We start from the raw sequence: 18,965 nt of genomic DNA, 5'->3' as shown, positions 1-18,965 counted from the left end.
TTCGTACGAATACGCCACAGTCGATGCCGACAGAGTGACAGACTGACCACGCCCATAAGCGCCGAGTTACCGAAGTGGGCCGCCATGAGTGAGAACAGTGCTACTCCTGTGGTCGAAGACCGGTACGAAGACGGTCAGATTCGTGCATCCGATCTGCGTCCGCTGCTCGCGGCCATGACAGCCGCACGCGACGGCGACTTCACGAAGGTGCCGGAATCCGGCCACGGGATGGTGGCCGAACTCACCGCGGTCTTCAACCAGATCATGGACCGCAGCGTCCACTTCACCACCGAGGTGCGGCGCGTCAAACGCGAGCTGGTGCGGCACGGCCGGCTCGACGAGCGGCTCTCGGCGAGCCCGGGGCAGGGCCTGTGGACGTCCCGCGTCGACGACGTCAACCAGCTGCTCGACGCCCTGGTCGCCCCGGCGGCGAACGCCACGCGCGTGCTGGACGCGGTGGCCGGCGGCGATCTGACCCAGCGGGTCGATCTGCACGACGGGACCCGCCAGTTACGCGGCGACCTGCGCCGCCTCGGCCGGGCCGTGAACAAGATGGTGGACCAGCTGTCCCTGTTCACCGGCGAGGTGACGCGGGTCGCCCGCGAGGTCGGCACCGAGGGCCGGCTCGGCGGCCGGGCCAAGGTGCGGGGACTCTCGGGCAGTTGGCGGGATGTGACCGAGGCCGTCAACACGATGGCGGCCCGGCTGACGGCTCAGGTGCGGGACATCGCGGCGGTGACGACGGCCGTGGCGCGCGGCGACCTGACCCGCACGGTCACGGTCGAGGCGACCGGCGAGCTGCTCGAACTGAAGCTCACCGTCAACACGATGGTGGACCAGCTCTCCGCCTTCGCCGACGAAGTGACCAGGGTGGCCCGCGAGGTCGGCACGGAGGGCCAGCTGGGCGGCCGGGCGCAGGTGCGGGGCGTCTCGGGGGTCTGGAAGGACCTCACCGACAACGTCAACTTCATGGCGTCGAACCTGACCTCGCAGGTCCGCAACATCGCCCAGGTGACGACGGCCGTGGCCAACGGCGACCTGTCCCAGAAGATCACGGTCGACGCCCGCGGCGAGATCCTCGAACTCAAGTCGACCATCAACACGATGGTGGACCAGCTCTCCGCCTTCGCCGACGAGGTCACCCGGGTCGCCCGCGAGGTCGGCACCGAGGGCAACCTCGGCGGCCGGGCCCAGGTCCGGGGCGTCTCCGGCGTCTGGAAGGACCTCACCGACAACGTCAACTTCATGGCCGACAACCTCACCTCCCAGGTGCGGAACATCGCGCTCGTCTCCACCGCCGTCGCCCAGGGCGACCTCGGCAAGAAGATCACGGTGGAGGCCAAGGGCGAGATCCTGGAGCTGAAGTCGACGATCAACACGATGGTCGACCAGCTCTCCGCCTTCGCCGACGAGGTCACCCGCGTGGCCCGCGAGGTCGGCACCGAGGGCAACCTCGGCGGCCAGGCGCAGGTCCGGGGCGTCTCCGGCGTCTGGAAGGACCTCACCGACAACGTCAACTTCATGGCGCTGAACCTGACCTCCCAGGTCCGCAACATCGCCCAGGTGACGACGGCCGTCGCCAACGGCGACCTCTCCAAGAAGATCACGGTCGACGCCCGCGGCGAGATCCTCGAACTCAAGGACACCGTCAACACGATGGTGGAGCAGCTGCGCGCCTTCGCCGACGAGGTCACCCGGGTCGCCCGCGAGGTCGGCACCGACGGCCGGCTCGGCGGCCGGGCCCAGGTGCTGGGCGTCTCCGGCGTCTGGCGGGACCTGACGGACAACGTCAACTCCATGGCCGACAACCTCACCTCCCAGGTGCGCAACATCGCCCAGGTCGCGACGGCCGTGGCGCAGGGCGACCTGTCCCGGAAGATCGACGTGGACGCGCGCGGCGAGATCCTGGAGCTCAAGACCACCATCAACACGATGGTCGACACGCTGTCCTCCTTCTCCTCGGAGGTCACGCGCGTGGCCCGCGAGGTCGGCTCCGAGGGCCGACTCGGCGGTCAGGCGAGGGTCGAGGGCGTCTACGGCACCTGGAAGCGCCTGACGACCAACGTCAACGAACTCGCGCTCAACCTCACCACCCAGGTCCGCGCGATCGCCGAGGTCGCCTCGGCCGTGGCCCAGGGCGACATGTCCCGCTCGATCACGGTGGAGACGCAGGGCGAGGTCGCCGAGCTGAAGGACAACATCAACCTGATGGTGGCCAACCTGCGCGAGACGACCCGCGCGAAGGACTGGCTGGAGTCCAACCTGGCCCGCCTGGCCGCCCTGATGCAGGGCCACCGCGACCTGATGGAGGTCGCCGACCTCATACTCAGGGAACTGACCCCGCTGGTGAACGCCCAGTACGGCGCCTTCTACCTGGCCGACCCGGAGGAGGACGGCGCGGCGGTCCCCACCAAGGGCCTGGCCTTCATCGCCGGCTACGGCGCCGCCCAGGACGCGACCGTCGAGACCGGCGGCCTGCCCGTGCACGGCCTGGTCGCGCAGGCGGCCCGGGAGAAGAAGCGGATCCTGGTCGAGGGCGCCCCGCCCGACTACATCAAAATCAACAGCGGCCTCGGCGAAGCCGCCCCCACCACCATCGTCATCATCCCGATCCTCTTCGAGGACAAGCTCCTCGGTGTCATCGAGCTCGCTTCCTTCTCCCGCTTCTCCGATGTGCACCTGGCGTTCTTCGACCAGTTCGTCAACACCATCGGCGTCGCCATCAACACGATCATCGCCAACTCCCGCACGGAGTCCCTGCTCGGCGAGTCCCAGCGTCTCGCCAGGCAGCTCCAGGAACGCTCGGACGAACTCCAGAAGCAGCAGGGCGAGCTGCAGCGCTCCAACGCCGAACTGGAGGAGAAGGCCGCCCTGCTGGCCACGTCCTCGCAGTACAAGTCGGAGTTCCTGGCGAACATGTCGCACGAGCTGCGCACGCCCCTGAACTCCCTGCTGATCCTGGCCCGGCTGCTCTCCGACAACCCGGACGGCCATCTCTCCGAGCAGGAGGTGCAGTTCGCGACGACGATCCACCGCTCGGGCTCGGACCTGCTCCAGCTGATCAACGACATCCTGGACCTGTCGAAGATCGAGGCGGGCCGGATGGACGTACGCCCCAAGAGGCTCCCCCTCATCAAGCTGCTCGACTACGTCCACGCCACCTTCCGCCCGCTCACCCTCGACCGGGGGCTCGCCTTCGAGGTGGCGGTCGGCGAGGACGTACCGCGCGAGATGTACTCCGACGAGCAGCGGCTCCAGCAGATCCTGCGCAACCTGCTCTCCAACGCGATCAAGTTCACCGCGAACGGCAAGGTCGAACTGCGGGTGGACCGCGTGCGGGACACCGAGCACGGCTCTGTCCGCGACACCGACGACGTCATCGCGTTCACCGTGTCCGACACCGGCATCGGCATCGCGCCGGAGAAACTCGCGGTGATCTTCGAGGCGTTCCAGCAGGCCGACGGCACCACCAATCGCAAGTACGGCGGCACCGGCCTGGGCCTGTCCATCAGCCGGGAGATCGCGGGCCTGCTCGGGGGCCGGATCGTGGCCGAGAGCGAACCCGGCAAGGGCTCCACGTTCACCCTCTACGTCCCCGTCGTCAGTCCCGGCGACACGGCACCCGCCCCGCTCCCCGAGGCCCGCCCGGAACTCCCCCTGCCGCTCCAGCCGACGGCCGGCTCGTTCCCCTCCTCCCCCGACACGGACGACGCCTGGCCCGCACCGACCAGGCTGGAGGCGTGGACGTCCGGCAGGCCCGGCCGGATCCTGCCCGGGCGGCGGGTGCTGATCGTGGACGACGACATCCGCAACGTCTTCGCCCTCACCCATGTCCTGGGCCGGGTCGGCATGACCGTGCTGTACGCGGAGAACGGCCGCGAGGGCCTCGAGACCCTGGAGCGCGGCGCCGACGTCGAACTGGTCCTGATGGACATCATGATGCCGGAGATGGACGGCTACGAGACCATCTCCGCCATCCGCCGCACACCCCGCTGGGCGAGCCTGCCGATCGTGGCGCTGACCGCCAAGGCGATGCCCGGCGACCGGGAGAAGTCCATCGCCCGCGGCGCCAACGCCTACGTACCCAAGCCGGTGGACATCGACCGTTTGTTGACGGTCGTGTGCGATCTTCTGGATCCCGAGGCCGCGGAAGAAAAGGCATGAACAGAATCCAGGACCTCAAACGCCGCGCAGGGGAGATTACTTAGGGGCGCGGGGCTGTGTCGATGTGCGGCTCCGCCGCGTGGGCGCGAACAACCACAACGGATCCGCAGCCGCCCGCGCGCCCCGCGCCACCCCTTACGCCTCGCGGGACCCTTCGTACATCTCCTCGATCAGATGCTTGTACTCCCGCTCCACCACCGGCCGCTTCAGCTTCAGGCTCGGCGTGATCTCGCCGTGCTCGATATCGAGATCCCGCGGCAGGAGACGGAACTTCTTGATGGTCTGCCACCGCTGAAGCCCCTCGTTGAGCTGCTTCACATACCCGTCGACCATGTCGACGGTCTGCGGCGCCGCCACGATCTCCGTGTACGACTTCCCCTCCAGCCCGTTCTCCTTGGCCCACTCGGTGATGGCGACCTCGTCGAGCGCGATCAGCGCCGTGCAGAAGTTCCGGTCGGCCCCGTGCACCAGGATGTTGGACACGTACGGGCACACCGCCTTGAACTGCCCCTCGACCTCCGCAGGCGCGATGTACTTGCCGCCCGACGTCTTGATGAGGTCCTTCTTGCGGTCGGTGATCCGCAGGTACCCGTCGGGCGACAGCTCGCCGATGTCCCCGGTGTGGAACCAGCCGTCCGGCTCCAGCACCTCGGCGGTCTTCTCGGGCAGCTTGTGGTAGCCCTCCATGATCCCCGGGCCGCGCAGCAGGATCTCCCCGTCCTCGGCGATGCGGACCTCCGTGCCGGGCAGCGGCTTGCCGACCGTACCGGTGCGGTAGGCCTCGCCCGGATTCACGAAGGACGCGGCGGAGGACTCGGTCAGGCCGTAGCCCTCCAGGATGTGGATGCCGGCGCCGGAGAAGAAGTACCCGATCTCGGGGGCGAGGGCGGCCGAACCGGAGACGCACGCCCGCAGGTTGCCGCCGAAGGCCTCCCGGATCTTGGCGTACACCAGCGCGTCGGCGACCTTGTGCTTCGCGCCCAGCCCGAACGGCACGGACGCGGTCCCGGTGCGCCGGAAGTTGTCCTGCGCGACCTTGGCGTACTCGCGGGCGACCTCGGCGGCCCACTGGAAGATCTTGTACTTGGCCCCGCCGCCCGCCCGGGCCTTCGCGGCGACGCCGTTGTAGACCTTCTCGAAGATGCGCGGCACGGCCGCCATGTACGTCGGCCGCACCACCGGCAGATTCTCGATGATCTTGTCGACGCGGCCGTCCACGGCGGTGACGTGCCCGACCTCGATCTGGCCGGAGGTGAGCACCTTGCCGAAGACGTGCGCGAGCGGCAGCCACAGGTACTGCACGTCCTCGCCGCTGACGAGGCCGGTCGCGGCGATCGCCTTCGCCATGTACGACCAGTTGTCGTGCGGGAGGCGCACGCCCTTGGGGCGGCCGGTGGTGCCGGAGGTGTAGATGAGGGTGGCCAGCTGGTCCTTGGTGAGCGCGCCGACCCGCTCCCTGACCAGCTCGGGGTCCTTCTCCAGACGGGCCGCGCCGCGCTTCTCCAGCTCGTCGAGGGTGAGGATCCAGTCGGCGGTCTCGGCACCGGCGGGGTCGATGACCACCACATGGGTCAGCTCGGGCAGCTCCGCGCGCTTCTCCTTCGCCTTGGCCAGCTGCTCGGCGTTCTCAGCGATGAGCACCCGGCTCTCGGAGTCCGACAGGATGTACGCGGACTCCTCGGCGTTGGTCTGCGGGTACACCGTGGTCGTGGCCGCGCCGGCGCACATGATGCCGAGGTCGGCGAGGATCCACTCGATCCGGGTGGCGGAGGCGAGGGCGACGCGCTGCTCGGGCTGCACGCCGAGCTCGATGAGGCCCGCCGCGATGGCGTAGACCCGCTCGGCGGCCTGGGCCCAGCTCAGCGACTTCCACTCGTCCGGCCCCTGGCCGGAGGACGAGGGGACCGGATACCGGTAGGCCTCGGCGTCCGGCGTGGCCGCCACGCGCTCCAGGAAGAGGCCCGCCACGGACGGCGGACGGTTCTCGATCAAAGTCTGTGTGTCGCTCACGACATCCTCCGGGCCCGCGACAGTGCGGCTGGCTCAGGTGCGGCTGGTTTTGACTCACGAGGTGCTGGTCACAAGCCGTTGTTTAACTCGCGAGTAACTATCGAGCAGGGATCAGAGTAAAGGTCGACCGGCCCCTGCGTAAGGGTCCGCGGCCTGTCACTTCGTACAGACAGCTACCCCGTATACGCGCAGGGCCCGCCGCACTTTCGTACGACGGGCCCCCGTTCCACCCGGTTTGGGGTGTAACCCACGGTAATCCGTGATTACTTCTTGCCCTTGCCCGACCCCGCGCTGTCATCGCTCGACAGGACGGCGATGAAGGCCTCCTGCGGAACTTCCACGGAACCCACCATCTTCATCCGCTTCTTGCCCTCCTTCTGCTTCTCCAGCAGCTTCCGCTTACGGGAGATGTCACCGCCGTAGCACTTGGCGAGGACGTCCTTGCGGATGGCGCGGATGGTCTCGCGGGCGATGACCCGGGAGCCGATGGCCGCCTGGACGGGCACCTCGAAGGCCTGCCGCGGGATGAGCTCCTTGAGCTTGGCGACGAGCCGCACACCGTAGGCGTACGCCTGGTCCTTGTGGGTGATCGCGGAGAAGGCGTCCACCTTGTCGCCGTGCAGCAGGATGTCGACCTTGACCAGGCTGGAGGTCTGCTCGCCGGTGGGCTCGTAGTCAAGCGAGGCGTAGCCGCGGGTCTTGGACTTCAGCTGGTCGAAGAAGTCGAAGACGATCTCGGCGAGGGGCAGGGTATAGCGAATCTCGACCCGCTCCTCGGAGAGGTAGTCCATGCCGAGCAGGTCACCGCGCCGCGTCTGGCACAGCTCCATGATCGAGCCGATGAACTCGCTGGGCGCCAGGACGGTGGCCCGGACGACCGGCTCGTAGACCTCCGAGATCTTGCCCTCGGGGAACTCGCTCGGGTTGGTCACGGTGTGCTCGGTGCCGTCCTCCATGACGACGCGGTAGACCACGTTCGGCGCGGTGGCGATCAGGTCGAGCCCGAACTCGCGCTCCAGCCGCTCCCGGATCACGTCCAGGTGCAGCAGGCCGAGGAAGCCGACGCGGAAGCCGAAGCCGAGGGCGGCGGAGGTCTCCGGTTCGTAGACCAGGGCAGCGTCGTTGAGCTGGAGCTTGTCGAGGGCCTCGCGCAGCTCCGGGTAGTCCGAGCCGTCCAGCGGGTAGAGGCCGGAGAAGACCATCGGCTTGGGGTCCTTGTACCCGCCGAGCGCCTGCTCGGCCCCCTTGTGCTGGCTGGTGACGGTGTCACCGACCTTGGACTGGCGGACGTCCTTCACGCCGGTGATGAGATAGCCCACCTCGCCGACGCCCAGGCCGTCGGACGGCAGCATCTCCGGCGAGTTGGTGCCGATCTCCAGCAGCTCGTGCGTGGCGCCGGTCGACATCATCTTGATGCGCTCGCGCCTGTTGAGCTGCCCGTCGATGACACGGACGTACGTCACGACACCCCGGTAGGAGTCGTAGACGGAGTCGAAGATCATGGCACGGGCCGGGGCGTCCTTCACGCCGACCGGGGCCGGGACCTGCTCGACGACCTTGTCCAGCAGCGCCTCGACACCGAGCCCGGTCTTCGCGGAGACCTTGAGCACGTCGTCTGGCTCGCACCCGATGAGGTGGGCGAGCTCCTCGGCGAACTTCTCGGGCTGCGCCGCCGGCAGGTCGATCTTGTTGAGCACGGGGATGATCGTGAGGTCGTTCTCCATCGCCAGGTAGAGGTTGGCGAGGGTCTGGGCCTCGATGCCCTGGGCGGCGTCGACCAGGAGGATGGTGCCCTCGCAGGCGGCGAGCGACCGCGAGACCTCGTAGGTGAAGTCGACGTGCCCCGGGGTGTCGATCATGTTGAGGATGTGCGTGTTGCCCTTGTCATGGGTCGGGGCCCACGGCAGACGCACCGCCTGAGACTTGATCGTGATGCCGCGCTCGCGCTCGATGTCCATGCGGTCGAGGTACTGAGCGCGCATCTGCCGCTGCTCGACCACTCCGGTCAGCTGGAGCATCCGGTCGGCGAGCGTGGACTTGCCGTGGTCGATGTGCGCGATGATGCAGAAGTTGCGGATCAGAGCCGGGTCGGTACGGCTCGGCTCGGGCACATGGCTAGGGATCGCGGGCACGCAGGGTCCTGATTCTTGAGGCGTCCGCAGTGTCTGCGGTCTCGGGTCGGATCGATACGTAGCCTCCATGGTCCCACGGGTGGGGACCATGGACGGGTTTGGGCCGTGGATGGGCCCGCTGGTAGCCTGGGTGGCTGTGTCTCATGCCCTCTCGCAGGAGGCACAACCTCAAGAAATCACCGGTGCGGGGCCCCTGCGGTGCCGTGCCAGAACCTGAGAAGGCTCATTCGTGGCGAACATCAAGTCCCAGATCAAGCGGATCAAGACCAACGAGAAGGCCCGGCTGCGCAACAAGGCCGTCAAGTCCTCCCTGAAGACCGCGATCCGCAAGGCCCGCGAGGCCGCTGCCGCGGGTGACGTCGAGAAGGCCACCGAGTACCAGCGCGCTGCCGCGCGTCAGCTCGACAAGGCCGTCTCGAAGGGCGTCATCCACAAGAACCAGGCTGCCAACAAGAAGTCGGCGCTGGCTCAGAAGGTCGCCGCGCTCAAGGGCTGACATCTGATGTGACGCCGGGGGGAATCGAGCGGGCCCTCTCTCATCCGCTCCCGTCCGGCACCCCTCGGATCCGCGCGCGGCCTGCGTTCGCCACGCGGGCGCGGATCCAACAGCTTGAACCGAAGGCCGGGCGCCCTCCTGTTCCCCATGGGAGGCGGCCCGGCCTTCGGCCTGTTCAGGACCAGAACTCGTTGTTCTTGTCGATGTCCTCGACGCACTCGTCGATGTCGGTGACCTTGTCCCCGACGATCCGGAAGATGAGGGCTCCGGTGTCGTCGAGGCGCTTGCCGTTGCGCTCGGCTGTGAAACGGCTCATGCCGACCGCGTGACCGCGGCCGTCCACAGCGACGCCGATCAGTTCGGCGCGCATCGTCCCGTTGGTCTCCGCACCGAGCCGCTCGTACATCTCGATCATCGAGTTGACGCCTTTGAAGTCGCCCGACAGCGGGTGCTCTCCGGGCACGTGGTGTGTGGCGTCTCCCGCGATCAGTTCGCGCAAGGTGTCCATGTCACCGCGCGAGAAGGCCTCGAATCCCTTGCGGACCAGCGCTGCGTGGGGGTGTTCAGCCATGGCCTTCGCCACCTCTCCGTCACCTCGCGACGTACGGCTGATACACCCGATTCTCCTCCTCGGCAGGAGGAGGGCGACTCGATCACGGCACGGGCCTGGAGCCCGTCGGCGAACGGCCGGGCGGGCTGCTGTACCGGTGCGGCGGCGCGGAATTCGTGCCAGGTCCTCGCGGGCGTCCGGGTCGTCCGGGTCTTCCCGGGCGCCGGGTCGTCCGGGTCATCCGAATCCTCCGGGTCCTCCCGGGCGCCGGGTTGTCCGGGTCTCCCTGGCGCCGGGTCGTCCGGGCTCTTCTGGGTCGTCCGGGCCTTTCCGGGTCCTGCCCGCGGGCGCGCCCGGGTCATCCGGGTCTCTGGGTCGTCCAGGCCTTTCCGGGTCGTCCAGGTCTTCTGGGTCGTCCAGGTCTTTCCGGGTCCTTCGGGTCTTCTGGGAGCAGCCCGGAGGACAGGTGCCGCCGGGTGCCGCTAGCTCCGGCCCCGGGAGCGAGCCGCGCGGGCGATCGTGACCACCGCCTTCTCCAGGGCGTACGCGGGGTCGTCACCCCCGCCCTTCACTCCCGCGTCGGCCTCGGCCACCGCGCGCAGCGCCACCGCCACCCCGTCCGGCGTCCATCCCCGCATCTGCTGCCGCACCCGGTCGATCTTCCACGGCGGCATGCCCAGCTCCCGCGCGAGATCGGCCGGCCGGCCCCCGCGCGCCGACGACAGCTTGCCGATCGCCCGGACGCCCTGCGCCAGGGCGCTCGTGATCATCACCGGCGCCACCCCGGTCGCCAGCGACCAGCGCAGCGCCTCCAGCGCCTCCGCCGCCCGGCCCTCGACCGCCCGGTCGGCGACCGTGAAGCTCGACGCCTCGGCCCGCCCGGTGTAGTACCGCCCGACGACCGCCTCGTCGATCGTGCCCTCGACGTCCGCGACCAGCTGCGAGACGGCCGAGGCCAGCTCCCGCAGATCGCTCCCGATCGCGTCGACGAGCGCCTGGCACGCCTCCGGCGTGCCGGACCGCCCCACCGCCCGGAACTCCTGCCGCACGAACGCCAGCCGGTCCGCCGGCTTGGTCATCTTCGGGCAGGCCACCTCGCGCGCCCCCGCCTTGCGCGCCGCGTCGAGCAGGCCCTTGCCCTTGGCCGCGCCGGCGTGCAGCAGCACGAGCGTGATCTCCTCGGCGGGCGCCCCGAGGTACGCCTTCACGTCCTTGATCGTGTCGGCCGAGAGGTCCTGCGCGTTGCGCACGACCACGACCTTGCGCTCGGCGAAGAGCGACGGACTCGTCAGCTCGGCGAGTGTGCCGGGCTGCAACTGGTCCGAGGTGAGGTCCCGCACGTCCGTGTCGGCGTCGGAGGCCTTCGCGGCGGCCACCACCTCCTGCACGGCGCGGTCCAGCAGCAGGTCCTCCTGGCCCACGGCGAGCGTCACCGGGGCGAGGGGGTCGTCATTCGCAGTCTTCCTGGCCATCGCGCCAAGCATCCCACGCGGCACTGACAACGGGCCGGGCGCGGGGCCCAGGGCCGACGACGGGACGCGGCCGCTTTACGGCTCCTCCCGCCAGCCTTCCCACTCCCCCGCGAAGCTGTCCAGCTCCCCGGGGTCCAGCCGCCCTTCCTCGTCCCTCAGGACGACCAGCCACTGCGCGTCCTCGGCATCGTCCTCACCGGCCAGGGCGTCCCGCACGAGCCGCGGCTCCTCGACGACCCCGAACCGCTCCCCGAGCGCCTCCACCGCCTCTTCCGCGGCATCCCGGTCGGGCAGCACCAGCACATGTCGTACATCACTCACGCCGGACATTGTCCGACACCGCCGCGCCGCACGGCCGGTCAGCCCTTGCGCACGAGCTGCACATCGAGGTCGACCTTGATGCTCGGCCCGACCACCGCGATGCCCCGCGCCAGCATCGTCTGCCAGCTCACGGTGAAGTCGTCCCGGTGCAGCTCGGTCGTGGCCCGGCAGGCCGCCCGCACCTCGCCCTCCATGCCGTTGCCCAGCCCCAGGTACTCGGTGTCCAGCGTGACCGTCCGCGTCACGCCGTGCAGCGACAGCGCACCCGTCACGGCCCACCGGTTCCCGCCCCTGTGCACGAACCGCTCGCTGTAGAACTCCAGGGTCGGGAACCGCGCGACGTCCAGGAAGTCCGCCGACCGCAGATGGTCGTCGCGCATCCTCATGTTCGTGTCGATGGACGCCGCGTCGATCACCACGTGCATCGCCGACCGCTCCACCGGATCGGTGATCCGTACGACCCCCGCGAAGGACTTGAACTGCCCGTGGATCCGAGCCAGTCCGATGTGCCGTGCGGTGAAGCCGATCGAGGAGTGCGCCGGCTCGATCTCCCAGTCGCCCGGCGCGGGCAGCTCCGGCGGCCGGGCCACCTGGAGCGTCACCTCACCGAGCGACGCGAGCGCGTTCTCGCCGACCTGTGTGGTCGCCCGGTACGGCGTGTACCCCTCCGCCGACACCGCCAGCCGGTACTCCCCCGGAGGCACGGTCGTCACGAACGACCCGTAGGGATCCGCACCCCCGCTGACCACCGGGCGCCCCATGGCGTCGGTGACCGCGAACTCCGCGTGCCTGACCGGCTCGTGGACCGGGTCCAGCACCCGGCAGGCCAGCACCCCGGCGCTCGGCGGCGTCGGCACCGCCGCCAGGGGACTCGTCCGTTGCATCCGGTCGGTTCGGCTTCCCAGCCAGCGGCCGATCATCCACGACTCCCCTGTGTGACTCGAAATCGCCTGTTGATCACTGTTGATCATCTGTTACCGAAGACGCATTCGACCACCAGTGAGGCTTTCGAGGCAACACGGGACCACATCACGGGAATCCAGCACATGTGCCGGTACTCCGCATGAGTAGCCCCGTGTGGCCCGAATTGATCCCTAGCCGGGAGCGCGCACGGCCGGCACCCGGTCGAGCACGATCCCGAACCGCTCCCGGTACACCGCGAGCACCTCCTCGTCCGTGCCCAGCTCCCGCTCCTCCCGCGTCCCGTCGGCCGACGTCGCCTTGAGCCCGCGCCCGCTGAGCGTGATCCTCCCCCCGTCCTCCGTGACCCGCGAACAGACCAGCGAGCGCGTGAAGTGCGACACCGGCGACGTGCTGTGCCACCACGCCCCCGCCACGAAGTCGCCGAGCACCCGCGGCCGCACCTCCAGGCGGTACTGCGGCCTGCCGTCCCGGATCACGTCCAGGTCCGCCGCCTCCGCCGTGTCATGCCCACCGCGCACCCCGGCCGCGTCCGGCCCCGCCTCGACGATCCGGAACGTGCCCCCCGGATCCTCCTGCTCCCCCCGGTCCCCGAACTCCAGCGGCAGGTGGCTGTGCGCCCCGAACCCGACGTCGGCCAGCCAGTCGCCCCCGTCCACCGTCCGTACCCGCAGCGCGAGGTGGTCGTACGGGATCCCGAGCCGCCCCCCGTCCCCGTACACCCGCGCCGCGAGCAGCGCCACGTCGTACCCCAGCGCGGCCAGCAACGCCCCGAAGGCGCCGTTGAGTTCGTAGCAGAACCCGCCCCGCCGCGCGCCGACCACCTTGTCCAGCAGCCGCTTCTCCTCCAGCACGATCTCCTCGCCGAGATGGATGGAGAGGTTCTCGAACGGCACGGTCAGCAGATGGCGCAGGTGCAGCTCGCGCAGCACGTCGACGGTGGGCCACGCGGGGTGCTCGACTCCCAGACGGCGGAGATAGGCATCAAGCTGTGCTGAGTTCATGCCCTCAGTCTCGCGCCACCCGCAGCTCCCCGCCCCCGCCCCCGCCCACGACCGCCAGCGCGCCGTCCCGGTCCGTCCGCAGCACCGCCGCACCCCCGGCCCGCAGCGCCGCGACCGTGCCGGGCGCCGGATGGCCGTAGGGGTTGTCCTCGCCGCAACTGATGAGCGCCAGCCGCGGGGCCGCCCGGCGTATGAGGCCGGGGTCCTGGTAGGCAGAGCCGTGGTGGGCGACCTTCAGTACGTCCACGCCGTCCAGCGCCTCCGCCGCCGGTGACCTGGCCAGTGCCCGCTGGGCCGGAGGTTCGAGGTCCCCGAGGAGCAGCAGGCGCAGCCCGCCCGAGCGGACCAGCATGGCGACACTGGCGTCGTTCGGCCCCTCCGGCTCCGGGTGGGCCGGGAGCAACCACGGGTGCGCGTCCGGCGGAGGGCTCGGGGGCGGCCACACCACCTGCCAGGACAGCTCCCCCGTGCGCCGCTCCTCCCCCGCCGCCGCCCGCGTCACAGGAACCCGCCGGGCCGCCGCCGCCCTCCGCACGAACGCGGCCTGGTCCGCGGGCTCTTCGAAGCCGGTCGTCTCGATCGCGCCCACCGCCCGTCCCCGCAGCACTCCGGGCAGGCCCGCCACGTGATCGGCGTGGAAGTGGGTGAGCACGATCAGCGGGATCCTGGTGATGCCGAGGGCGCGCAGGCAGTGGTCGACGAGGTCCGGATCCGGTCCCGCGTCCACCACCACGCCCCTGCCCTCGCCCGCCGCGAGCACCATGGCGTCGCCCTGCCCCACGTCGCACATCACCAGCCGCCAGCCCGGCGGCGGCCAGCCGGTGACCACCCGGGTCAGCGGCGGCGGCTGCACCACCGCCAGCACCAGCAGCAGCCCGCACGCCCCGCACCACCAGGGATGCCCGAGCAGCCGCCGTCCGGCGAGCAGCACGACCAGGGTCACGGCGGCGAGCAGCGCCGCGCCCGCCCAACTGCCCGGCCAGTCCACTCCGCCGCCCGGCAGCGCCGCCCCGGCCCGGGCGACCTCCGCGATCCACTCGGCGGGCCACTGCGCGCACCACGCCAGGGCCTCGGCCACCGGCATCGCCACCGGGGCCGTGCCCAGTGCCGCGAACCCCAGCACGGTGGCCGGCGCGATCGCGAACTCCGCGAGCAGATTGCACGGCACCGCCACCAGGCTCACCCGCGCCGACAGCACGGCGACGACGGGTGCGCACAGGGCCTGCGCGGCGGCAGCGGCAGCCAGCGCCTCGGCGAGCCTCGGCGGCACCCCGCGCCGCCGCAGCCCGGCGCTCCAGCGCGGCGCGAGCGTGAGCAGGGCGCCGGTGGCCACGACGGACAGCAGGAACCCGTAACTCCGCGCCAGCCACGGGTCGTACAGCACCAGCAGCAGGACCGCCGTCGCCAGTGCCGGGATCAGGGATCTCCGGCGGCCGGTCGCGAGGGCGAGCAGCGCGACGGCTCCACAGGCCGCGGCCCGCAGCACGCTCGGGTCCGGTCGGCACACGACGACGAACCCGAGGGAGAGCACGCCTCCGAGCACCGCGGTCCCCCGCAGGGAGATACCGAGGCGGGGCGCGAGCCCCCGCCGCTCCACGTGCTGCGCCAGGCCCGGCGGCCCGAGCAGCAGCGCGAGCAGGATCGTGAAGTTGGCACCGCTCACGGCGAGTGTGTGGGTGAGGTCGGTCTCCTTGAAGGCCTCCTCCAGTTCCGGGGTGATCCGCGAGGTGTCCCCCACGACCAGCCCCGGCAGCAGCGCCCGGGCGTCCGCCGGCAGCCCGTCGGTCGCCTCCCGCAGCCCCGCACGAAGCCGCCCGGCGAGCCGCTGAGCCCTCGATGGTTCCCCCACCACCTGCGGTTCGGCCGCGCCCCGCACCCGCAGCACCGCCGCGACCCGGTCACCGCGCGTCATCGCGGGCGCCAGCCGCGCGCCGACCCGCAGCCGCGTCGACGGCAGCAGCCCGAGCCACGCCGACCGCACCGGCCCACCTGCCACACGACCGGGCGGGGACGAGTCCACGTCCACGACCATCAGCACCGGCGTCCGCGTCGCCACCGTCGAGCCACCCACCTCGTGGACGCGCCGCACCTCGGCGTCGATCAGCACCGCGGTCGGAGCCACATGGTCACCCCGGACCCTGGGACGGGTGAGCCGAGGATCGGAGGTGAGCTCGACCTCGGCGGTCACCGTCGCATACTCCCGCGCCAGGCCGGGCACGGGCCCCCGGCGCAGATCCGCCCCGTGCAGCCCGGCCGAGGCGGCGGCCGCGGCGACGCACAGCAGCACGGCGGCGGCCGAGGCCCGCGGCCAGGACGCCGGCCCTGGTCGCCGGCGCAGCGGCAGCAGGGCCACGGCGACCAGACAGCCGGTCACGATGGCCAGGACCCAGCCCGGCGACGCGTCCAGGACCAGCGCCGCCGTCGCCCAGGCCGCGAGGGCGGGTGGCACGAGGCGCAGGTCCGTGGGTCCCTCCTGGCGTGGGCGGGCGGTGCCCAGCCGCTTCCCGGAGGCGGCGTGCACGGCCGACCGGGCGGGGCGGGCAGCAGGTGCGGTCTCGTCCCACCGCTCCGGCGTGTCGGGGAGGCGCCTCATGGCCGTACGAGGTTCCGCAGGTCGGCGAAGCGGCGGTCGCCGATGCCGGTCACCTCGCGCAGCTCGTCCACGGAGCGGAAACCGCCGTGCTGCGTGCGGTAGTCGATGATGTGCTGCGCCAGCACCGGGCCGACGCCGGGCAAGGTGTCGAGCTGGTCCACGGTGGCCGTGCTGAGGGAGACCGGAGCCGCCGGCACCGCGCCGCCCGCCGCCGCACCGGCCGGGCCACCGGCAGCCGCACCGCCCGCCCCGGCCGCCCCGGCCCCCGTGGCCGGAGCCGGTCCGCCGACGATCACCTGCTCGCCGTCCACGAGGAAGCGGGCCCGGTTGAGCCCGTCCGTGTTCGTGCCCGGCTTCACGCCACCCGCCGCGCTCAGCGCGTCCGCGACACGCGAACCGGCCGGCAGCCGGTGGATCCCGGGATCACGGACCTTGCCGCCGACGTCCACGACGATCTCGGGCGCCTCCGCCTTCACCGGCCCGGCAGGCGCCCCGCCGGCGCCAGCCGTTCGCTCCTCCCGGGCCGGCGCGCTCTGCTCCCGCTCTCCGTACGGTGCCGCCGCGCGCACCACCTCGGGCGGTTGCACGGACTGCGTCCGGCCGGCCCAGAAGTGCTGCACGGCGAACGCCGCGGCGACGACGAGCACCACCGTCAGGGCGAGCACGCTCCGCCGCTCCAGACCACACCTGGCCTGCAACCACAGGGGCATGCGCTCCCGCAGCGCCAGGCCGGCCCGTTCCCGCCAGGCCCCTTCCGCCACGCGGCCGTCGCCGCTGTCCGCTCCGGCCGGGACGTCCGGCAAGGCGGCGACGGGCTCCGCGCCAGGTCCGACACCGGGCTCCGCGCCGGGTCCCGCGACGACCTCCCGCCGCTCGGGTCCGGACCGAGCACGGCCCCCGGCAGCCGTCTCCCCGATGGCCCCGGCAGACCCGAGTGCCCCAACAGCACCGGCGGATCCGGCAACCCCCGCAGCCCTGGCGGACCCGGCAACCCCGGACCCGGCAACCCCGACAACTCCAGCAGTCCGGGCAACCCCGACAGCCCCGGCAACCCCGGCACGCCACTCCCCACCGGGCGGCCCCTGCCCCGACTCCCGCCGCTCCCCGGCCCGTTCGACCGACCAGGCCCCTCCAGCCGACCCGTCCCGTCCATCTGGTCCGGCCCGTCCAGCCGACGACCCGTCCCGTCCATCTGGCCCGGCCCCTCCAGCCGACCCAACCGGCCCGGCCCCAGCTGACCCAACCGGCTCGGCAGGCTCGCCGAACAACACCTCCGCGCGCCGGCGGAGTTCCTCCGCCGAGCCATGACGATGCCGTGCCCGGCCGCGCGCGGCAGGCGGCCGACGGCGGTGACGGATGCGGCCGTCGGACCCGGGTCCACGGCCCGGGCCGCTGGTCGCAGTCGCTGTGCGTGAACGTGATCGAAGTGCCATGCGACGAGGATCGGCCACATCGGCCCACCCGCGATGATCTTGGTCAATTCCCGGGGACAACCCCCCGGTTGTGGAAAACTCCGCCCCTCACACGGGTGATCGGAGCCCCGCAGCAACGTTCACCGCGGCGAAACCACAACCGCCAGCAACCCGGGGCCCGTATGCGCCCCGATCACCGCCCCGACCTCGCTGACATGCAGATCGGCCAGCCCCGGCAGCCGCGCCCGCAACCGGTCGGCGAGGGCCGACGCCCGGTCCGGGGCGGCGAGATGGTGGACGGCGACATCGACCTGGGCGCTGCCCGCCCGGTCGGCCGCGATCTCCTCCAGCCGGGCGATCGCCTTCGACGCGGTGCGCACCTTCTCCAGCGGTCCGATACGCCCGTCGGCCAGTTGCAGTAGCGGCTTCACCGCGAGCGCCGAGCCCAGCAGGGCCTGCGCGGCCCCGATACGGCCGCCGCGGCGCAGGTAGTCGAGGGTGTCGACGTAGAAGTAGGCGGACGTGCCCGCGGCCCGCTTCTCCGCGGCCGTCACGGCCTCGTCCACCGTGCCGCCCGACTCGGCGGCCTCGGCCGCGGACAGCGCGCAGAACCCGAGCGCCATCGCGATCATGCCGGTGTCGACCACCCGCACCGGCACCGGCGCCCGCCGCGCGGCGACGACGGCCGCGTCGTACGTGCCCGAGAGCTCGGCGGACAGATGGAGGGAGACGATGCCGGTGGCGCCGGACTCGGCGACCTTGCGGTAGGTCTCCTCGAAGACCGCGGGACTGGGCCGCGAGGTCGTCACGGGGCGCCGCTTCTGCAAAGCCTGGGCGAGGGCGCGGGTCGAGATCTCGGTGCCCTCCTCCAGGGCCCGGTCGCCGAGGACGACGGTCAGAGGGACCGCTGTGATGCCGTGCCGCTCCATCGTCCGGGCCGGCAGGTAGGCCGTTGAATCGGTGACGATCGCGACATGGCGGGACATGAGCTGGAGGTTACCTGCCGTAGTGCCCGTGCGGCAGCCCGGCCCCACGGCGCCGCGACGCGCGTGGCCGGATCAAGTCGTGCTCTCGGGGCGGGGCTTCTTCTGCCAGGGGTAGGTGGGACGCGGCGCCGGCGGGGTGATGGCGGGCCGTGCCGGCTCGGGCGCCGGGCTCGACTTCGGGGTCTCCGGCCAGGTCTGCCCGGCCGTGGCGGCATCGGCGGCGGGTGCCTCGGGCCAGGGCGGCGGGGCGGTCCCGGACTCCGGCGACGTCGTCCAGTGCCGCAGCGCGCCGGCCTCCACGTCGATCTGCGCGCTGAGCGTGTCCAGGTCGTCCTCCGCGAAGCGGCGGGCGCGGTCGCGGGCCGCCCAGCGCAGCGCGTCCGCGGACCGCGTGATGCGCTCGGTGCGCTCGCGCAGCTCGGGCAGCCGCTCGTGGAGCGCGGTGCGGTCCGGCTCGGACTCCAGGCGCTTGAGTTCGTCGTCCAGCTCGTGCCCGTGCGCGCTGAGACGCTCGAACAGGCCGAGGGACTCCTTCAGGGACTCGTCCTCGGCGACGGCCGCGTGCAGCGCGTCCTGGGTGGCCCGCATGGACGTGCGCAGCTTCAGCCGGAGCTGGGCCAGTTCGCCCGCGGCGCCGGGCTGGGCGAAGGACTTGGCCCGCAGGGTGTGGTCCTCGACCGTGCGGCGGGCCTGGGTGATGCCGCGGTCCACGCCGCGCTTGGCGGCGCCGACGACCTTGACCGTCGCGTAGGCGCCCAACCCGAGAAAGAGCACGAAGAGCAGAGCGAATACTGCGATCACTGCTTCCACCGGCTCCTCCTCAGGATGTCGCGTGACGCCTCGCGTCGCTCTTCAACGGTAAACGCAACAGGCAGGTCCGGAGTTCCAGAAAGACCCCGAACCT

13 protein-coding genes are annotated in these 18,965 nt (G+C 71.4%); 2 read left to right on the top strand and 11 right to left on the bottom strand.

The genetic code is table 11. From position 1 onward, the window contains the following. Window positions 1-84 precede the first annotated feature (84 nt). Window positions 85-4,164 carry a HAMP domain-containing protein gene (locus IE255_RS02675; protein ID WP_190048447.1) on the top strand — a complete coding sequence of 1,360 codons (4,080 nt, stop codon included), beginning with the start codon at window positions 85-87 and terminating at the stop codon, window positions 4,162-4,164. 135 nt (window positions 4,165-4,299) lie between these two features. On the opposite strand, the gene IE255_RS02670 is transcribed toward IE255_RS02675, so the two are convergent. Next, window positions 4,300-6,174 (bottom strand): AMP-dependent synthetase/ligase, encoded by a 1,875-nt coding sequence (locus tag IE255_RS02670; protein WP_190048446.1) that lies wholly within the window; start codon window positions 6,172-6,174, stop codon window positions 4,300-4,302. A gap of 263 nt (window positions 6,175-6,437) precedes the next feature. Further along, a complete protein-coding gene (gene lepA, locus IE255_RS02665) occupies window positions 6,438-8,306 on the bottom strand; it encodes a translation elongation factor 4 (RefSeq protein WP_190048445.1) in 1,869 nt (622 codons plus the stop codon). Between the two features lie 229 nt (window positions 8,307-8,535). On the opposite strand from lepA, the gene rpsT reads away from it, so the two are divergent. After that, window positions 8,536-8,802, top strand: a complete 267-nt coding sequence (rpsT, locus tag IE255_RS02660; RefSeq protein ID WP_010042013.1) for a 30S ribosomal protein S20 — start codon at window positions 8,536-8,538, stop codon at window positions 8,800-8,802. A 175-nt stretch (window positions 8,803-8,977) separates the two neighbouring features. Here rpsT and IE255_RS02655 read toward each other — a convergent pair whose 3' ends face one another. The 9 genes from IE255_RS02655 to IE255_RS02615 all read right to left on the bottom strand — a co-directional run bounded on the left by IE255_RS02655 (window position 8,978) and on the right by IE255_RS02615 (window position 18,871). Then, window positions 8,978-9,373 carry a nuclear transport factor 2 family protein gene (locus IE255_RS02655; protein ID WP_190048444.1) on the bottom strand — a complete coding sequence of 132 codons (396 nt, stop codon included), beginning with the start codon at window positions 9,371-9,373 and terminating at the stop codon, window positions 8,978-8,980. Window positions 9,374-9,834: 461 nt separating this feature from the next. Further along, the gene (gene holA / locus IE255_RS02650) at window positions 9,835-10,824 is read right to left on the bottom strand and encodes a DNA polymerase III subunit delta (RefSeq protein WP_190048443.1); all 990 of its coding nucleotides are present in this window, start codon (window positions 10,822-10,824) and stop codon (window positions 9,835-9,837) included. 75 nt (window positions 10,825-10,899) lie between these two features. After that, on the bottom strand, window positions 10,900-11,145 hold the full coding sequence (locus IE255_RS02645; protein WP_190048442.1) for an RNA-binding protein: 246 nt from the start codon (window positions 11,143-11,145) through the stop codon (window positions 10,900-10,902). Window positions 11,146-11,183: 38 nt separating this feature from the next. Beyond that, the gene (locus IE255_RS02640) at window positions 11,184-12,065 is read right to left on the bottom strand and encodes a YceI family protein (protein ID WP_190048441.1); all 882 of its coding nucleotides are present in this window, start codon (window positions 12,063-12,065) and stop codon (window positions 11,184-11,186) included. A 174-nt stretch (window positions 12,066-12,239) separates the two neighbouring features. Then, a complete protein-coding gene (locus IE255_RS02635) occupies window positions 12,240-13,070 on the bottom strand; it encodes an arylamine N-acetyltransferase family protein (protein WP_190048440.1) in 831 nt (276 codons plus the stop codon). Window positions 13,071-13,074: 4 nt separating this feature from the next. Continuing rightward, window positions 13,075-15,663, bottom strand: coding sequence for a ComEC/Rec2 family competence protein (locus IE255_RS02630; RefSeq protein ID WP_229906259.1), 2,589 nt, complete (start codon window positions 15,661-15,663; stop codon window positions 13,075-13,077). After that, window positions 15,660-16,580, bottom strand: coding sequence for a ComEA family DNA-binding protein (locus IE255_RS02625; RefSeq protein ID WP_372487568.1), 921 nt, complete (start codon window positions 16,578-16,580; stop codon window positions 15,660-15,662). The genes IE255_RS02630 and IE255_RS02625 overlap by 4 nt, the downstream gene beginning before the upstream one ends. Before the next feature lie 635 nt (window positions 16,581-17,215). Next, window positions 17,216-18,061 (bottom strand): DegV family protein, encoded by an 846-nt coding sequence (locus IE255_RS02620; RefSeq protein ID WP_190048439.1) that lies wholly within the window; start codon window positions 18,059-18,061, stop codon window positions 17,216-17,218. Window positions 18,062-18,133: 72 nt separating this feature from the next. After that, window positions 18,134-18,871 carry a hypothetical protein gene (locus IE255_RS02615; RefSeq protein WP_190048438.1) on the bottom strand — a complete coding sequence of 246 codons (738 nt, stop codon included), beginning with the start codon at window positions 18,869-18,871 and terminating at the stop codon, window positions 18,134-18,136. Between the last annotated feature and the right edge of the window lie 94 nt (window positions 18,872-18,965).

The sequence above is a fragment of the Streptomyces lomondensis genome (assembly GCF_014651035.1).
Lineage (GTDB): Bacteria > Actinomycetota > Actinomycetes > Streptomycetales > Streptomycetaceae > Streptomyces > Streptomyces lomondensis.
This window is presented reverse-complemented; position numbering and strand designations above follow the sequence as displayed.